We start from the raw sequence: 17075 nt of genomic DNA, 5'->3' as shown, positions 1-17075 counted from the left end.
ACAAGTAGTATCTTCCAGTTTAATGTTTTTAACCAAAAGACCATAGTGGAGAATAATTTGACCTAATTGTGCTCTCTAATAAAGCGACTCTCCAGGTTTCATGTAAAATTTTACCCATTATAACAAGCTCTTACTTCTCTACAGCGAAGATTAACTTGATTGATATTTTTATAAATCCTTTTTTAATTTTCTCCGAAATAACTTGCTTGCATACATAAATAAGGATAAATCTATTGGCGATTTTTATTTTGTTAAGCATTATGGAGAATGGTATGGGAAAGTTTAAAGTAAGTACTTTTGGTAAATGGGAAGAATTGCGCTTAACACTTGTAGCATCTCTTTTAAAAGACAAACAAATTACTGCAGTAATCAATGAAAGTGCAATCCATACTGCGCTACTGGATCCTGTTAATTCAGCAATGGTTGAGTCAGCCATGATCCATGTCAAAAAACGCTCCCAAGAAACCAGTCCACCGGCTATGCGTGAACTAACTATAGAAAGCTATCATTTGTCACTAACGGTCATGCTTGAACATTTAGCATCAGCTCTCAGTATTTCTGAAAATTTATTAGCACCTTATGTAGAAAAATTTATTCAGGATGCCAAAGCCTCCATACCAGACATTATCGATGACATGATGAAAATTGGAGCCGTATCTGTAAAGGCAAAAGCAGAGGGAATAGAGCAGCTGTATGGCAGTGACTTTAAAGATAAATTTAAAGAGTTAGCTAAACAATTACCCTTTGAAGATGAAGAACTTATTAACATGGCGAGACAAAAGATTGAAGATTTAATTAGAACGAAAAATTTTGGCGCCAATGAAAAGATGGTTCTTGAGCACTTTACTTATATTAATGAAATAGCGCAACAAATGTCTGCAACTGCCGATTTCAAAGAACAATTCAAGAAAGAAACCGGCAAAAGTATGACTGATTATAAACTGGAATATAAAGAAAAGATTAAAATCGTAGTAACTCCTTTTTGGAAAACTACCACTGAGGAACAATCAACTCAACCTGTTGCTGAGATAAAACTTAACCAGTAAGGTTTATTTTTATAAATTTCATAAAGGGCTACTGTACTTAAATGGCCTAATAGTCAGCGATAAATCTCTAAAAATTTTCATTTGAGAATATGAACTTAACTTGATATAGTGATTTCGCAAAAATTTTACTTATTGGAAATGAGAACGATGACACGGATGTTTATTGCAGCGTTTCTGCTGCTATTTTCTTCTTTTTTAGTGGCACAACCTGTAATTCGCGTAGTGAAAGATGTCGCTCCCTCATCAATGTCGTTAACGGGTGGCGAACGTTATATTCATGCAAAGCATTATCGTGTTGTGGCAATTGATATCAACCAACTCTACACTGAACTCGAGCATGCTCCTCATCGAGACAATTTAAATCCAGGAGTATCGCCGCTGCTCCTTGAATTACCTCATCCTGACGGCACTATGCATCAATATAAAGTGCTAGAAAACAATACAATGGAATCGCAGTTAGCTGCTAAATTTCCAGAAATTAAAACCTATGATGCTTATGGTGTGGGCAAATCAAATGAATTTGTAAAACTCGACATCACGCCACATGGATTTCATGCGATGATCATGGTTCCCGGTAAACACACTATTTTTATCGATCCCTTAGAAAGGGGTAACACGCAATATTATATGGTGTATTACCAAAAAGACTTTACTACATCCAAAAGAATAAAATGCGGTGTTTCGGGTCAAAGTCAACCATTAAAGGATTTCAGCCAATTCAAACACTTTGTTAATTTTTCTTCCTGCGAATTAAGAAAATACCGTTTGGCTATGGCAGCTACAGCCGAATACACTGCATTCCATGGTGGAACAGTTCCTTTAGCACTGGCAGCTCAAGTGACTACAGTGAATCGTGTTAATGGTATCTACGAACGAGATATTGCTATAACCCTGCAACTTATTGCTAATAACGCAATGATTATTTACACAGACCCCAATACTCAGCCCTATACACACGGCGACCCTGATGCACTTATAGAAGAAAATCAAACGAATGTTGACGCAGTAATCGGTTCAGCTAATTATGATATCGGGCATGTGGTTGATTCAGCCGGTAGCGGACTAGCCAGTCTGGGTAGTGTTTGTGATGCGGCAGAAAAGGCAAAAGGGGCCACAGGGCAACCCCGCCCTGTAGGCGATCCCTTCGATGTGGATTATGTAGCTCATGAAATAGGCCATCAATTTGGTGCGAATCATGTCCAGAATAACAATTGCAACCGAAATAATGCTACAGCAGTTGAGCCAGGAAGCGGCAGTACTATTATGGGATATGCAGGAATTTGTGCGCCTAATGTGCAAGCTCATTCTGACGCTTATTTCAATGGAATAAGTTTACAGGAAATGGGAAATTTTATTAATAATCCGGCACATACCTGCGCCGTCAAAACCCCCATTCCATCAGCACCAGTTATTACTGGAACCAATGGTTTTACCTATATTCCAGTAAGTACCCCTTTTAGTTTGACAGCTTCAGCAATAAGCCCAACAGGCAGAGTATTAACTTATACCTGGGAACAACAAAATAATGAGGTTTCTATTCAACCACCAGTGAGCTCAGCAACAGGCGGGCCTAACTTTAGAAGCTTTAGCCCAACCTCGTTACCTACACGTTTTTTACCCAATTTAACGGCACTGGCCAGCAATGGTCCATTTACTTGGGAAGTATTACCCTCCGTATCAAGGATTTTAAAATTTAGAGTTTCCGTACGTGCGAATACACCTGGAGGCTCCTGTAATGCTTTCACAGACGTTACAGTGACTACAACAAATACCGCAGGCCCTTTCTTATTAACTTATCCCACAACAAGTGGAATAAGTTGGGGAGCCGGTACGACAAAATCAGTAATTTGGGACGTAGCCAACACTAATCTAGCTCCAGTGAGTGCTCAGACGGTTGATATTCTTTTATCAACTGATGGTGGTATAACTTATCCCTATGTCCTATTACAAAACGCACCCAATGTAGGGGCTGCAACAATCACTGTTCCAAACGTCACTACGTCTTCGGCACGTATTATGGTGAGATCATCAAGAGGCACTTTCTTTACCATCTCCAAACAAAATTTTGCAATTAGTGCATTGTTATCTTTAACTCAAGCTGATCGTAATCCCATGAATCGTAGAGAAGCATTTATTATTTACTCGGGTTTGGATAAGCGATTTGTTACTCGCTATATTCTTAATGGTTTACCCAATGCGAGCTTGGATCTGGATGAAGCCAATCATCGCTTTATTGTAAGAAACATTACCTCCCCTCGTGCCATTGATGTTTCTATCACTGTCATGAGACAAGGTGGCGGTGCAAATGAAACATCCAATGTGATCACTATTCCAAGCATTTTATAAATGAGGTTAAACATGAATAAATATTCTATGCTAATAATTGGCCTGGGCTTGCTTCCCTTAACTGCCAATGCAAACTGGTATGGTGCTATTAATCTTGGGGTTAATGCAGTAAATATAGAGAAAGATTTGGCTTATCCCCTTGGCGACCCTTTTCTTACTTCTGAAAACTTCCATAGTGGATATACTAATTTTCATGGGCAATTAGCTGCAGGCTATGATTTTTTATTTACTGATAAATTTGGCCTCAATCTCGAAGGTAATGCCGATTTATTTACTGGAAAAGCAGAACATACTATTCACAATTGGTTCTTTTTGGATTCTGTACAAACAGAAGAGAAATTAGACTATGGTTTTAGTCTGTTTGCTTTACCCGAGTACCATTACCATGAAAATGTTCGCTTTTTTGTTGGACCAGGAGTCTCTCGCAGTAGATTTAAAATTAGTTCAGAAAATACAGCTGGGAATGCCGGGGTGACTGGCAATTTTCGGGAATGGTTAACTGGTTGGGGACTTAAAGCGGGTGTTGCCAACCAACTTACTCCAAACACCGAAATTCTTTTTACCTATCAATTTACGCAATATGATGATGCAACCTGGACCAATGTTGAACCACTGTCTGGAGCATCATTAAGTGGACGTTATAAACCCGAAGCTAATCTGTTTATGGTAGGTCTTAGGGTAAGTATGCCAGAGTTTCAAAAAATTCAAGAAAAATAGTTTCTTTTGAATGCCAGGTATAACGTAACCGTTCACAACCTCGTCATCCAGAGTGAAGGATCTCCAGAATGTAACACAGGCATCTTACCTAAAGGGAATGCTCTTCATTCAGGAGATCTTCGTCATAAATTCCTCAGGATGACGAGATTGTGAAAGCCTGATGAGATAATGCATTGTATTTTAATAAAATAAAAACATGAAGCAGGTAATACCTGGTTCATGTTTTTAGGCACAAACTAAAATAAATCTTCCTGCGTCAAACCAACTCTCTCAAGAAGACCTCTTAATGTTTTGAGCGCCTCAACCTGAATTTGTCTAACTCGCTCTCGAGTAAGATTAATTTCTTTACCAACATCTTCGAGGGTAGCTTTTTCAAATCCACGCAGCCCAAAACGTCTAGCAATAACTTGTTGTTGGTTCTCTGTTAATTTATCTAACAATGATTCAATATGCGTACGTAAATTTTCATCCGTCAACAATTCAGCAGGATTCATGCTGTTTTCATCAGCAATTGTATCTAACAAAGATTTATTTTCATCATAACCAATGGGTGTATCTACGGAAGCAACTTTATCATTCAAACCAAGCAATTTTTCAACATCCTCAAGAGGTTTGTCCACCATATCAGCAATCTCTTCTGCTGATGGTTCATGATCAAGTTTTTGCGTAAGTTGACGAGCCGCTCTTAGATACACATTAAGCTCTTTAACTACATGAATAGGAAGACGAATCGTTCTTGTCTGATTCATGATGGCGCGCTCTATCGTTTGCCTAATCCACCACGTGGCATAAGTCGAAAAACGAAATCCTCTATCTGGGTCAAATTTCTCAACTGATTTCATCAGCCCGAGATTTCCTTCTTCGATAAGATCAAGTAATGGCAATCCGCGATTGAGATAACGCCGTGCAATTTTAACGACCAACCGTAAATTGGATTCGATCATTTTTTTACGCGAAGCGGCATCACCTTTAAGTGCCCGCCTTGCATAGTGCACTTCCTCTTCAGCTGAAAGTAACGGCGAAAATCCAATTTCACTTAGATAGATTTGCGTAGCATCCATTATTTTTGCAGCTTGTCTGCCACGCTGAAAACTTGGAAATGCCTCCTCATCACTAAAATCAGGCTCAGTTCCAGCATCTTCTACAGTGTCAATATCGTCTTCGCTCAGCAAAGTCTCATTTTCTGGAGACTCCTCCCACTCCTCTTCTGGGATTTCATCTGCTTTTACTGATTCATCATCTGGTTGCATCATATCACCTATGTGTTTATATCCATTAAAGAAAAAACACCCTTATTAATGACCTACCTGCAACATCAGTTAGGTTGTCAACCTCTTCCTAAATAACTCAGAGGGTTAACCGGCTTACCGGCCCTTCTGATTTCAAAATGAACACCCCAAAATCGTCTATCAATAACTCCCATTTCGGCAATAATTTGTCCTGCTTTAACACTTTGTCCTTCCTTAACCAAATTATGCAGATTATTACCATATGCCGTAAGGAACTGATTGTTATGCTTAATAATAATCAAATTACCATATCCAGATAGGCCGCTCCCCGAATAAGCTACTACTCCACTGGAAGCCGCACGAATCTTTTCCCCTTTTTTACCAGCAATATCTATGCCTTTTTTGCCTTGCTGAGGGATGAATCCGGTGGCCACACGCCCGTTTACCGGCCAAACCCAGTGCTGATTGGAGTTTGCGGGAGTCCAGGTCGCCCTTAGGACATTTTTTGAGGGTTCTCTTTTAATTGTAGTTCTTTTTGCAACATAGCGTTGTTTTTGAGGTGCTACCCATCGTGAAAAATGCCTTTTCGGTGCTGAGGCTGCGCCTATTCTTAGCACTTGTCCAACTTTTAAAGCATAAGGACTTGGTAAATGGTTAAAGGCTGCTAATTCTCGATAATCCTTATCATAACGAAATGCTATAGAATAGAGAGTATCCCCACGACGAACTATATGCACATTTTGATGATTGCTTGGAGAACGCCAATTTAATTCGACAACTGGTGCAAGTGTCGTTCTGGATTCACATCCGCTCAGCAAAAAAAGAAAGACTAATACGCATAGCTTGTACATAGTGATGCTCTCAAAATTGCTAATTTTATACCTACGAACTCCAGGCTCATGCATACAAATTTTCGTGACATTCTACGATTCCAGGGGAGTCTCAGATGCCAAATCAATTTTTTCCACCCAAGCTGATAATTGATCAAAAACCTTATAATGAGTTAGATCAAGCTGTAAAGGTGTAATGGACACATAACCTTGACTGATTGCGTAAAAATCTGTTCCTGGACCCGCATCTGCCTCCAACCCAGGAGGCCCTATCCAAAAAATGGGTCGACCTCTTGGATCATACTCCTTTATGATTGGCTCAGCCCCATGTCTAGTTCCCAAGCGAGTCACTTCTATCCCTTTAATTTTATCGAGAGGTAAATCAGGAATATTAACATTGAGAATAGTCTGGGACGGCAATATATTTGCTGTTAATTTCTTCACTAAATGCCGTGCAATAGCAGCGGCAGTATCATAATACTGGATGTTATCCCCTACCATCGAAAAAGCAATGGCCGGCAAACCAAGATAACGGCCCTCTACTGCAGCGGCCACTGTGCCTGAATACAGAATATCATCGCCAAGGTTAGCTCCTTCATTAATCCCTGAAACAACGATATCAACGGTTGGCTTTAAAAATCCTGTAAGCGCTAAATGAACACAATCCGTTGGTGTTCCTTCAACACTGTAATAGCCATTATCCAATTGTCTAACTCGTAAAGGCCTTGTTAAGGTTAAAGAATTACTTGCCCCACTACGGTTTCTATCAGGAGCAACCACTATCGTTTCAGTAATATGGGACATTTCATTGGCTAAAGCACGTATCCCAGGGGCATTTACCCCATCATCATTGCTTACTAAAATTCTCATTACTTAACTCTCAGGTGACTCTAGCCACTTTACAATTGCTAAACGTTCAGCCAAATTTTGTTTAGTTTTTTCAATTAAACTTTTAAGCTCAGGTTGATTCGGGTTATTTTCTAACTCAACTTGCTGTTTTGCTAAAGTTTCCTGCAGTTGCAATATTTCTTTACCAAAGGCTTGTGGGCTCATTTGCAATTGATATGCTAGCTCATTGACACTTTCAGCCACAATAGCTAATTGTTCGCAGCTTAATCGTGATGGTTTTTGGTTGGGGCAGTTTTTTACTGCTTGCTGTAGGGCTTTAGGGTTTCTACGGTAATAATTTTCATCCTGCACAGTGCAGGCAGTCAATGTCATGGATGCAAAAATCAGGAGTAAATATTTCCCCATTAGCAATCTCGCTCTTTCAATAAAGCCTCCGATGTTAACACTTGTCAGTAACTAACGCTATGTTGGTTATAAAAACTTATGTTTTTTAACCATTTCTAACATCAGTAAGGAATATGTAATTCCAGAATTTAAACAATGTCATCCCAATAGGGTGGATTCTTTTTTCCTATTTAATGTATTTTAATTGTTCAAACCGCATTCCATTCGATTTTACGCTTAAAGTAGTAACACTCTATTGTGGTTTTGAGCAAACTCAGATTGAATAAATGAGACTGATTCGATATTGTTAGCACACCGCATTTTGTAAGAAAGAACCATGCTAGATTTTAAAGTAATTCGCGATGAGCAAACTGGGGAACTTATTATAGAAACCTCACTTTGCGGCAAACCCTTACTAACCATTCCGCAACTTAATAAAAGCACAGGATTTACCCAGGAAGAACGTCGTGCTTTTGGGCTCCTTGGGAAATTGCCTCACCGAGTTGAAACGTTAGATGAGCAGGTTAAACGAGCCTATCTACAATACTCAAGCTACAGCAATCGACTGCAACAAAATATTTATCTGAATAATCTTCATGATAAAAACCAGATTCTTTTTTATAAATTAATCAGTAAACACTTAGGTGAAATGCTTCCGACTATTTACACCCCCATTGTTGGAACTGCAGTAAAACGTTATAGCCATGAATACCGCCAGCCTCGCGGCTTGTATATTGCTCATTCAGATAAAAATCAAATTGAAGAGATTATTAATAACCGCTCTAATCCTGAAATTGATTTAATCGTTGTTACTGATGGGGAAGGTGTTTTGGGCATTGGCGATCAAGGCATCGGCGGCATGGACATTCCCGTTGCAAAACTGATGGTTTATTCGCTTTGTGGTGGTATAGATCCCACGCGAACTTTACCTGTATTTCTTGATGTAGGTACTAACAATAGCGATTTACTTAATGATCCACTGTATTTGGGTTGTCAACATCCTCGGATCAATACCGAAGAATACGATGATTTCATTCTTACTTTCGTCAATGCAATTCACAAACACTTCCCCAATGCATTCTTACATTGGGAAGATTTTGGCCGCAATAATGCCCGGCGTATTTTAGATAAATTTCAAGACAAGATGTGCACCTTCAACGATGATATTCAAGGAACAGGTGCTGTTACTTTATCAGCACTTCTAGCAGCTTGTGATGTAACAGGTGTAAGTCTTGAGGATCACCGAATCCTCGTTTTTGGGGCTGGTTCGGCTGGTACTGGAATTAGCGACCAAATTGTTGATGCAATGATTCGTCGTGGTTTGAGTAAAAAAGAGGCATATGAGCGTTTTTGGCTGATTGATCGCCAAGGTCTGCTAGTTGATTCTGATTTAGAATTAACTGAAGCGCAAAAACCTTATGCTCGCAAGCAAGCAGAAATGGAGGGCTGGACAATTCATAGCAGGCAATTCCCTTCATTAACAGACACAGTACGTCAAATTAAACCAACCATTTTGATTGGCTGCTCCGCTCAATCCGGTGCATTTTCTCAAGATATTGTTGAAACAATGAGTGCAGCTTGTGAACGACCAATTATTTTTCCACTTTCAAACCCTGATGAGAAATGTGAGGCACAACCTGCTGACATTATGACCTGGAGCCAGGGAAAAGCACTAATAGCAACAGGAACAGCTTTCCCTGCTGTTGAGTATCAAAATCGATTATTACAGATTGCTCAGTGCAATAATGCCTTGGTATTCCCAGGCATTGGATTGGGAATTTTGGCAGTACAAGCCTCAAGATTATCAAAAGGAATGATTTGGGCTGCAGCTGAAGCTTTAAGTGAATATTCGCCAAGTAAAAAAGATAGCTTTTTACCGCTACTCCCTTCCCTCGACGATGCTCAGGCTGTTGCAAAGCATATTGCCATTGCTGTAGCACAAACAGCAATTAATGAAAACCTCGCACAAATTAATCAAGATGCGGATTTAGAAAAAATTATAAAAGATATGTTTTGGGAACCACGCTATTTGCCTTTTAGAAAGATAGAACCATCCCAGTAAGCAAACTTACAAACCATTATCACCATAGACCTGGGAACATCTTTAGCTAAAGATGTTTTTCTTGAAGTCCTCTGTAACCCTAATCAGTATTGACAGGGCAAAACATACCTATTTGAATCATTCCCCGCGCAGGCGGGGATCTATCCTGCGCAGCGTTTGCCCAAAAATGGGTTCCTTCGTTATTGTTGAGCCAGAAACAGGATTAAATCTCAATTGCTTGCGATACATCGATTACTGAGCGATGTGCGTAAACCCATGCATCTATTCCAGAAGCAAGTCGCACACTAATTCGTTTGTAGTCTTCGACTTCATAACTATCTGCCAGTAATAATTCATCATGATTTAAATAGAAAACCGTACCCTCTACGCGATCATTCTCATTACCGGTGGGAACGAGAATTTGATGAATTGCTTTGCCACTAACTTCAATCACATAAGGGTCAGTGATCACCAAATCGTCTAACCTGTATCCGATTAACTGATCGCTTTGACCTTGCAATAGACGAGCAAACGTTGCCATTTGGACCTGCTCTAATTGCAGCGTTCCATAAGAAAATAATTTTTCCATCATAAAGTTCTCATTAATGAACTTGAATGAATTCGCGGCTTTATGCCGCGAAATTTTGATTAGGAAGGTTGGGTAACGTCTTGCTGTAATCCACCAACAACCCAATAATTTGTTCTGTGGAATTTACGGAAATGCCAAATTTCATCCAATTGGCTGATTGGGTCATTATTTTCCTTAATAGTTCCGGTAAAATGCACACTGGCAATGGTTGAATCAGATTGCTCTGAAACATCAAGTAATTGAGCATTAAGATTAATTACTTCAGTTTTATTAGGCTCATTACCGCGTTCATCCAGCTGCATTTTAATTTCGGCAAAAACTTCCGGTGCGGTAAACTCCTGTAAATCCTGCAGATTTTTTTGATCATAGGCTGCTTGCAAGCGAATAAACTTTATTTTGGCATCACGTAGGAATTCCTCCTCAACAAAACCAGCGGGATAAAATGAAGAACCGCCTGCATTCTGATAATTATTGTTTGCGTAGTTGTTAGGTTGCCAATTAAATGCTTGTCGCGATGCATTGGGCGATTGGAATCCTGGTTGCATTCGACGACGGAAAAAGTTAACAGCAAAGAACAATACCGCACCCACAATTAACCATGATAATAAACCACTACCGATACCATTTCCCATGAAAAGGCTAGCTAAAAGACTGCCCGCTAACAGCCCTCCTAAAACACCGCCCCAGCGATTGGTATTTGCTCGTTGTCCTATCGTATTTTGTTTAGGTTTTGCAGAATAAAGACTGCTATAGGAACGCTGAACTCCAAAACTTCGGCCACCGCCAAAACGCTTTGCTGCAGCTTCGTTAACAATCAATCCAAACGAAAGAAGTCCTATTAGTAAAGACAAAAGTAATGTACGCACGGTATTTTCCTTTTTTATAAAAGAAGTCAGCATTATAGCTGAAGAAATGGCAAGTACAGCAAAAAAACAAAAATTTAACAGAAAAATTGCATTTATTACTCGCTAACCGCCTGCCTCTTTTCTATTGGCTTTATGCTTTTATATTCCAGCTATCATTTAAAAGCATGTTTAACAATAAAAGCAAGTTGTAAGGGTAACCTCTCATCCCATTATAAAGTCTAATAATCTCACTTAATACATAAGAGTCTCTTCCAACAAATGGCGCCGATCAATGAATGAATGTCCATAAATTTAAACAATTTATCTTGAGTGGTTGCAAAAAGGTGTTCTGAAGACTACTTTCACCAAGCATACGAACTCAAGAGAGATTGTCTAATAAGAATCGGAATGCGTTAGTCTGGTAAGCCCTCGCTTTTGATATTGGCTTCTAAGCACCAGGCTGTTAATTAATACCGTAAAGGCTGCAGTTGCAGTCGGCACGATAGCAAATAATTTCCAGGGAACATGAAAATCCAGATCCAGTACGACTTTTGCCAGATAATTATTAATAATGCAGGCTGTAATAATAGCAAGTAAGCCCGCATAAAAACCAATTAGAAATGATTCGCTACTTTGAACCCATAATAGTTGTCTTTTCCCCATACCAAGAAACTTAAGCACATGTGTTTCTTGTTGCTTCACACCCGTAAACGATAGCATGGCAAGAATGACGATGACCAAACCTGCAATAAAACCAAAGAAACTCATAAAATTAATCGCTTTCGCCGTATTGGTAAATATTGTTTGAATTTTCTTTAGTATGCTCGCTATATCAATAATGGTTACATTAGGAAATTGATTCACAATTTCATTTAATTTACTTTGTTGTGCTGTCGATAAGTACATACTCGCAATATAAGTTTGTGGTAAATCATTTAAAACTCCGGGCTTGAATAAGGTAAAAAAATTGGGATTAAAACTGGTCCAATTTACAGTTCGTATACTCGTTACCACGACGGTGACAACACGATTTTCTATTCGAAAACTGAGCTTATCACCCAGAACTAATCCAAGCTTATCAACAACCCCTTTTTCCACTGAGACCCAATCTTCTTTAGTTTGAGGCACCCATTCTCCTGATATAATTTTGTTAGTTGGCGGCAAGTCACTAGTCCAGGAAAGATTAAGCTCTCGCTGTAAAACTGTAATCTGTTTTGCATTTTCACCAAAAATTCTCTGAACAGGTTGATTATTAATAGCTATTAAACGCCCTTTCACCATCGGATAAAAATTAGATACCTTAATACGATTGACTGTCAAAAATTTGTCAATTTCATTCACCTGACTGGGATCAATGTTGATAATAAAATAATTTGCTCTATTATCTGCTTGCTGCTGTTGCCAATTAGCCAATAAATCCGTTCTTAAAATATACAAACTTAGAATCGCTGTTAAAGCGAGACCAATACCAATTACTTGTAATGAACTATTGCTAAGATTGCGAGCAATATTTGCAAAACCAAATCGCCAACTGATATGAATATAATGTTTAGCTTTTGAAAGATAACTAAAAATTAGCCATAAAGAGCTTACTACTAATCCAATAAAAAATAGACAGCCTCCTAGCACACTTAATGTAAGGGGCCACGATCCCGTATAAAAATAAGCAAGAGAACCTAAAAGAAAAAAAGCCAATCCATAACCAAACCAAGTTGCAATAGTCCAAGACAGTTGCTCTTTACGGAAAATATTGGCGGCAGTAACATGGCGTAATTTCAAAATATTGACCAAGGAAAAACACAATAGAACTATTAATCCAAGAGCGATGCTCAATAGCGCAGGTTTAATCGGTAAATGCATATCAAACTGTGGTAACAAACCTCGTAACCATTGAGTAAGTAAGGGTTGCACAGCATAACCTAAACCTACACCAATTAAGCAGGCCAAAGTACCGAGTAATAAAATACTACCTAAGTAAATCTTTAAAATCTGGTACTGCGATGCACCAAAACAACGAAGAACAGCGACTTGCTGCATGTGTCGCCCGCTATAGCGCAAGCTAGCCATGCTAATAGCTACACCAGCTAAAACAAGACTCATTAACGTACCTAAATTGAGATAATTCAAAGTGCGCTGAATAACTTGGGTGATCGAAGGGTTGGAAGCCGTACTATCAGTCAGTTCTTGCTGTTCAGTTAATTTATTATTGAGGTAAGTTTTTAGCGCATTTAATTTATTTCCAGGTCCTGTTAATAACCAACGATAAGTCACATTACTACCTGTTTGAATCACTTCCGTTTTAGCGATATCTTGCCAATTCATTACGATACGAGGAGAGATGTTAAACCAATCCCCTGTTTGTCCTGGTTCTTCAACTAATATGCCTGCTACCGTCAATCGGGCAGCACCTATCATCAGTGAATCACCTACTTTAAGCGTTAACAGAGGAAAAAGACGGGGAGCCAGCCATACCGTACCCACTTTGGGTGCCGTATATGTTTTACTTCCTGAGGCATGTAATTGTTTGGCAATTCTTAAATCGCCCAATATTGGAAAAGGATCTCCAACCGCTTTTATAGCTGCAAGCTGTAATTTTTCATCATGTTCCACCATGCTTAAAAAAGATAGCGTAACCGTTTGTTTTAAGCCTAAATTTTTCGCCTTTTGAATCCAGTCATAATTAATAGGTATGCTGCTTCTAACCACTAAATCAGCTCCCAATAGTTTTGAAGCTTGATTTACAAGCTGATCATTAACTCGCCCGGCAAAAATATTTAAGGCACTAACACAAGTCATAGCAATGATTAAAGCAAGAAATAAAAGCGTTAACTCTCCACTTCGCCAATCTCGAATAAGCGACCTTATCGTCAGAGGTATCTTTAGCATAGTAATTTTCCATCATCCAGCCGCCAGTGTAGTTGGCAACGCTGAGCCAATACTTCATCATGCGTTACAATGACTAAAGTCGTTTTGTGTTGCGTATTTAAATCAAATAATAAATCAGCAACCGTATGCCCTGTTTTCTTATCAAGGTTACCGGTCGGTTCATCCGCAAACAAAATATCTGGCTCAATTGCAAACGCCCTTGCAATAGCAACGCGTTGTTGTTCACCTCCAGAAAGTTGCAGTGGATAATGATGTAGTCTATCTTTTAAACCTACTTTATCTATCCAATGATTTGCTTGAGTAAAGGCATCATCATAATGATTAATTTCAAGAGGTAACATGACATTTTCCAAAGCAGTTAAATTAGGAAGTAATTGAAAAGATTGAAAAATAAACCCTACTCGCCTTGCACGAAGTTTTGCTCGCTCATCTTCTGTTAAATGACTAATTTCTTGTTCCCCGTAAAAAACTTCTCCCGAGCTAGGTATATCTAAACCTGCCATAATATTAAGTAGAGAAGTTTTCCCAGAACCCGAAGCACCAGTAATTGCGATCGTGGCTCCTTTTTTAATGGCAAAACTGATATCCTGTAAAATAGTAAGATCGAAGGAGCCGCTTTTGACAATAAAATTAATTTTATTCAACCTGATAACATCTAGGTGATTCATGAAAGCTAACATCCTTTTTCTATTTTTATTGATTTTTATCATAGCACCTCTGCAAGCAAAAACTATTCTTATTCTTGGCGACAGTCTAAGTGCTGCCTATGGTATTGATGTGCGCGATGGGTGGGTAAATTTACTCAGAGAAAAACTAAAGACCCAAAAGTATGATTACAACATCGTTAATATCAGTACGAGTGGTGATACGACAAAAAATGGTTTATCTAAATTACCTCAGGCTCTAAAGACCTATCAACCTGAGATTGTGGTTATTCAACTGGGCGCAAATGATGGCTTAAGAGGACTACCAACAACAGCAATGAAATTAAACCTTGAACAAATGATCAAGGAGAGTCAAAAAATTAACGCTAAAGTACTTTTAATTGCCACAAAACTACCTCCCAATTATGGTCCAAGCTACCTTAAGAAATTTGGCGAAGTTTACCAGGAATTGGCAACTCAATATCATATATCCTTAATACCAATGTTCCTTGAAGGTGTAGCCGGAAAATCACAATTCATGCAAAAAGATGGTCTACATCCAAATCAACAAGCTCAGGCCAAAATACTTACTAATATCTGGCCAATCTTAGAGCCTCTCCTATACAAACTAAACGCCTCGAATATTTGAGCAAATCAAAAGTAGAGATGAATGGTAATAATGCAGTTGATCTTACCTCTTATCATTCCCGCGCAGGCGGATTCATCTCCCATAAAACGCGAATGCAGACAGGCTGCTTTGCGTCAAATTTTGAACACTTTTCTTGTCATTCTAAACTTTAAATAAGCAAAACCAACTGAACGGAATTGATTAATTTTTGCACGATTAATGCATCTCTTATTTACATTGAGAGGTTGTGAATATGAGATACTTTATATTGTTATTGGGAATTTTACCCCCTCTTTTGTTGGCAGCAAAAAAGGATAAAGAGGCGAATTATTACGGGCCTTCTCTTTGCAATTATCCTCAGTATACTTGTATTAAAGTAGCTCGGGGGCAAAACTGGAAAAAACTATTTCCCGACCCGACTCAAAGAGATTTGGTACAACGCTTAAATCGTACTTATAACCGTCTTACTCCCGGTAAACTTCTCGCTGTTCCCAAAAATTTAGCAACGATTACTTTATTTGATTTGTCACCTTTTCCTCTAAAAATTAATTCCTCCGATAACAAGCAGATTATTGTCGACCAGGAAAAATTAGCTTGGGGAGCTTATAATCCTCAAGGATATTTAGTGAAATGGGGACCTATTTCATCGGGTAGTGATAAATGCTCGGACAGCAATAATGCTTGCCTTACTTTAACTGGAATATTCGAAATATTCGGTAAAGCAAATGAAGACTGCGTTTCGAATGCTTTTCCTGCCGGGCGAGGAGGAGCAAAAATGCCTTATTGTATGTTTTTTCACAAAGGGTTTGCTTTACACGGTTCTGATGATATCCCAGGCTATCGCGCAAGTCATGGCTGTATTCGGATGTTTATACAAGATGCCAAATGGTTGAATGAACACTTCATCACCTTATTTGACCCTAAAAAGAAAATTGCAGGAACAGTAGTCATTGTCCGTCCATTAAATAAGGCGTCTTAGCGATAACTAAAATTGATGAATGTGTTGCCAGACTTGTTAGTTGAAGCAACCGCAAGTAATATAGTAAACGTTGTCCGTCAGTTATTTACGGACAGCAAGTTGTACCTTAATGTGACTCGTAGTGATTATTCTAATATTAACGAACATGCCGCAAAGCGAATTGTTGAAATATTAAAAATCAGATTGCCTATGGAGATTACATGTTTAAATTATTTAATCTTGTAAAATCTTTAGAAAGATCTGAGAATGGATGCTACAATCAGTTTTTCCAATTATAGGATAAGAGCAACTATGTCAGAGAAAATTCGCGGTAAAGTTAAATGGTTTAACGATAAGAAAGGTTTTGGATTCATTGAAAGTGATGGCAAAGATTATTTTGTTCATTTCAGTGCAATTCAAAGCAGTGGTTTTAAGACATTGACTGAAGGTGCAGCTGTCTTGTTTAAAGCAGGACAAGGACAAAAAGGTCCTCAAGCTGAAGAAGTAGAAATAGCCTAACTTATCACGTAACTACCGCATTCACAGGTTGAGTACGGTAGTTATCTATTTATATCATGCTGCTGATTATTGCTGAGTCGGTGGATTTTTTGCGTTGAAATTTACAGTAACCTGTTTTGTTGTTCCTGTATCTGGTTCCCATGGTCTTGCATATTTAAAAAGCAGGATTGTGCTTTTAGGATAAGTTTTTCCTTCCAAAAGTTGGAACGTAAATAGCGTTTTCCCTCCTGCACCTATCAATTTTGTTTGTGGCGCCACATATTTGCTAGATAGTAACTTTAGAAGAGCCTTATCATAGTTTTCTACAGTCCATTGATAACCCGTTGTGGGATTTGCAGGTAGAGTCACCACAAATTGCGTTTGGCTTGTATCAACGTTTACAGACATCGTATCAGCTGCGTGTGTTAACGCTGCAAATGCCACTAATAAACTACTCCATAATGTTTTCATCTTAATTCCAGCCAATTGGTTTATTTTAAATTATAATATATTCTTTTTTCCTATAAACAGCCTGCGCATTTTATTTACTAAAGTAAAACAAAACAATATTTTTAGACCTAATCA

General features: G+C 38.7%; 16 protein-coding genes. 7 read left to right on the top strand and 9 right to left on the bottom strand.

Annotation, left to right across the window (positions count from 1 at the left end):
• Positions 1 to 272: 272 nt before the first annotated feature.
• The 3 genes from PXX05_RS04530 (at position 273) to PXX05_RS04520 (ending at position 4109) form a co-directional block, all read left to right on the top strand.
• Positions 273 to 1046: a hypothetical protein gene (locus PXX05_RS04530; RefSeq protein ID WP_275089874.1), complete on the top strand. Its 774-nt coding sequence runs from the start codon at positions 273 to 275 to the stop codon at positions 1044 to 1046.
• Positions 1047 to 1193: 147 nt separating this feature from the next.
• Positions 1194 to 3392 carry a reprolysin-like metallopeptidase gene (locus tag PXX05_RS04525; protein WP_275089873.1) on the top strand — a complete coding sequence of 733 codons (2199 nt, stop codon included), beginning with the start codon at positions 1194 to 1196 and terminating at the stop codon, positions 3390 to 3392.
• Positions 3393 to 3404: 12 nt separating this feature from the next.
• The gene (locus tag PXX05_RS04520; RefSeq protein WP_275089872.1) at positions 3405 to 4109 is read left to right on the top strand and encodes an outer membrane protein; all 705 of its coding nucleotides are present in this window, start codon (positions 3405 to 3407) and stop codon (positions 4107 to 4109) included.
• A gap of 236 nt (positions 4110 to 4345) precedes the next feature.
• Here PXX05_RS04520 and rpoS read toward each other — a convergent pair whose 3' ends face one another.
• The 4 genes from rpoS to PXX05_RS04500 all read right to left on the bottom strand — a co-directional run bounded on the left by rpoS (position 4346) and on the right by PXX05_RS04500 (position 7422).
• A complete protein-coding gene (gene rpoS, locus PXX05_RS04515; protein ID WP_275090460.1) occupies positions 4346 to 5359 on the bottom strand; it encodes an RNA polymerase sigma factor RpoS in 1014 nt (337 codons plus the stop codon).
• A 77-nt stretch (positions 5360 to 5436) separates the two neighbouring features.
• Entirely contained in the window at positions 5437 to 6189 is a 753-nt protein-coding gene (locus tag PXX05_RS04510; protein ID WP_275089871.1) for a peptidoglycan DD-metalloendopeptidase family protein, read from the bottom strand.
• Positions 6190 to 6261: 72 nt separating this feature from the next.
• Positions 6262 to 7038, bottom strand: coding sequence for a 5'/3'-nucleotidase SurE (gene surE / locus PXX05_RS04505; RefSeq protein WP_275089870.1), 777 nt, complete (start codon positions 7036 to 7038; stop codon positions 6262 to 6264).
• Between the two features lie 3 nt (positions 7039 to 7041).
• The gene (locus PXX05_RS04500; RefSeq protein ID WP_275089869.1) at positions 7042 to 7422 is read right to left on the bottom strand and encodes a hypothetical protein; all 381 of its coding nucleotides are present in this window, start codon (positions 7420 to 7422) and stop codon (positions 7042 to 7044) included.
• A gap of 316 nt (positions 7423 to 7738) precedes the next feature.
• Between PXX05_RS04500 and PXX05_RS04495 the strand changes: the two genes are divergently transcribed.
• Positions 7739 to 9463 carry an NAD-dependent malic enzyme gene (locus PXX05_RS04495; RefSeq protein WP_275089868.1) on the top strand — a complete coding sequence of 575 codons (1725 nt, stop codon included), beginning with the start codon at positions 7739 to 7741 and terminating at the stop codon, positions 9461 to 9463.
• A gap of 202 nt (positions 9464 to 9665) precedes the next feature.
• On the opposite strand, the gene PXX05_RS04490 is transcribed toward PXX05_RS04495, so the two are convergent.
• The 4 genes from PXX05_RS04490 to PXX05_RS04475 form a co-directional block, all read right to left on the bottom strand.
• Positions 9666 to 10034 carry a gamma-glutamylcyclotransferase family protein gene (locus PXX05_RS04490; RefSeq protein ID WP_275089867.1) on the bottom strand — a complete coding sequence of 123 codons (369 nt, stop codon included), beginning with the start codon at positions 10032 to 10034 and terminating at the stop codon, positions 9666 to 9668.
• 56 nt (positions 10035 to 10090) lie between these two features.
• Positions 10091 to 10897 (bottom strand): Tim44 domain-containing protein, encoded by an 807-nt coding sequence (locus PXX05_RS04485; protein ID WP_275089866.1) that lies wholly within the window; start codon positions 10895 to 10897, stop codon positions 10091 to 10093.
• 372 nt (positions 10898 to 11269) lie between these two features.
• Entirely contained in the window at positions 11270 to 13762 is a 2493-nt protein-coding gene (locus PXX05_RS04480) for an ABC transporter permease (RefSeq protein ID WP_275089865.1), read from the bottom strand.
• Positions 13756 to 14430 carry an ABC transporter ATP-binding protein gene (locus PXX05_RS04475; RefSeq protein WP_275089864.1) on the bottom strand — a complete coding sequence of 225 codons (675 nt, stop codon included), beginning with the start codon at positions 14428 to 14430 and terminating at the stop codon, positions 13756 to 13758. Before PXX05_RS04475 ends, PXX05_RS04480 begins: the two co-directional genes overlap by 7 nt.
• Between PXX05_RS04475 and PXX05_RS04470 the strand changes: the two genes are divergently transcribed.
• From PXX05_RS04470 to PXX05_RS04460, 3 genes are all read left to right on the top strand, one after another.
• Positions 14429 to 15055, top strand: a complete 627-nt coding sequence (locus PXX05_RS04470; protein WP_275089863.1) for an arylesterase — start codon at positions 14429 to 14431, stop codon at positions 15053 to 15055. The two genes, PXX05_RS04475 and PXX05_RS04470, sit on opposite strands and share 2 nt — an antisense overlap.
• A gap of 232 nt (positions 15056 to 15287) precedes the next feature.
• Positions 15288 to 16013, top strand: coding sequence for a L,D-transpeptidase (locus tag PXX05_RS04465; protein ID WP_275089862.1), 726 nt, complete (start codon positions 15288 to 15290; stop codon positions 16011 to 16013).
• 291 nt (positions 16014 to 16304) lie between these two features.
• Entirely contained in the window at positions 16305 to 16511 is a 207-nt protein-coding gene (locus tag PXX05_RS04460) for a cold-shock protein (RefSeq protein ID WP_275089861.1), read from the top strand.
• 66 nt (positions 16512 to 16577) lie between these two features.
• Here PXX05_RS04460 and PXX05_RS04455 read toward each other — a convergent pair whose 3' ends face one another.
• Positions 16578 to 16961, bottom strand: coding sequence for a protease inhibitor I42 family protein (locus tag PXX05_RS04455; protein ID WP_275089860.1), 384 nt, complete (start codon positions 16959 to 16961; stop codon positions 16578 to 16580).
• Positions 16962 to 17075: the final 114 nt, after the last annotated feature.

It is taken from the genome of Legionella cardiaca, assembly GCF_029026145.1.
In the GTDB taxonomy this organism is placed as follows: Bacteria; Pseudomonadota; Gammaproteobacteria; order Legionellales; family Legionellaceae; genus Tatlockia; species Tatlockia cardiaca.
The sequence above is the reverse complement of the archived record's forward strand: the minus strand, read 5'-3'. Positions and strand labels throughout refer to the sequence as shown.

Coding starts and splice junctions, on each gene's coding strand:
- PXX05_RS04530 (WP_275089874.1), top strand. CDS start 273: ATGGGAAAGTTTAAAGTAAGTACTTTTGGTAAATGGGAAGAATTGCGC.
- PXX05_RS04525 (WP_275089873.1), top strand. CDS start 1,194: ATGACACGGATGTTTATTGCAGCGTTTCTGCTGCTATTTTCTTCTTTT.
- PXX05_RS04520 (WP_275089872.1), top strand. CDS start 3,405: ATGAATAAATATTCTATGCTAATAATTGGCCTGGGCTTGCTTCCCTTA.
- rpoS (WP_275090460.1), bottom strand. CDS start 5,359: ATGCAACCAGATGATGAATCAGTAAAAGCAGATGAAATCCCAGAAGAG.
- PXX05_RS04510 (WP_275089871.1), bottom strand. CDS start 6,189: ATGTACAAGCTATGCGTATTAGTCTTTCTTTTTTTGCTGAGCGGATGT.
- surE (WP_275089870.1), bottom strand. CDS start 7,038: ATGAGAATTTTAGTAAGCAATGATGATGGGGTAAATGCCCCTGGGATA.
- PXX05_RS04500 (WP_275089869.1), bottom strand. CDS start 7,422: ATGGGGAAATATTTACTCCTGATTTTTGCATCCATGACATTGACTGCC.
- PXX05_RS04495 (WP_275089868.1), top strand. CDS start 7,739: ATGCTAGATTTTAAAGTAATTCGCGATGAGCAAACTGGGGAACTTATT.
- PXX05_RS04490 (WP_275089867.1), bottom strand. CDS start 10,034: ATGATGGAAAAATTATTTTCTTATGGAACGCTGCAATTAGAGCAGGTC.
- PXX05_RS04480 (WP_275089865.1), bottom strand. CDS start 13,762: ATGCTAAAGATACCTCTGACGATAAGGTCGCTTATTCGAGATTGGCGA.
- PXX05_RS04470 (WP_275089863.1), top strand. CDS start 14,429: ATGAAAGCTAACATCCTTTTTCTATTTTTATTGATTTTTATCATAGCA.
- PXX05_RS04475 (WP_275089864.1), bottom strand. CDS start 14,430: ATGAATCACCTAGATGTTATCAGGTTGAATAAAATTAATTTTATTGTC.
- PXX05_RS04465 (WP_275089862.1), top strand. CDS start 15,288: ATGAGATACTTTATATTGTTATTGGGAATTTTACCCCCTCTTTTGTTG.
- PXX05_RS04460 (WP_275089861.1), top strand. CDS start 16,305: ATGTCAGAGAAAATTCGCGGTAAAGTTAAATGGTTTAACGATAAGAAA.
- PXX05_RS04455 (WP_275089860.1), bottom strand. CDS start 16,961: ATGAAAACATTATGGAGTAGTTTATTAGTGGCATTTGCAGCGTTAACA.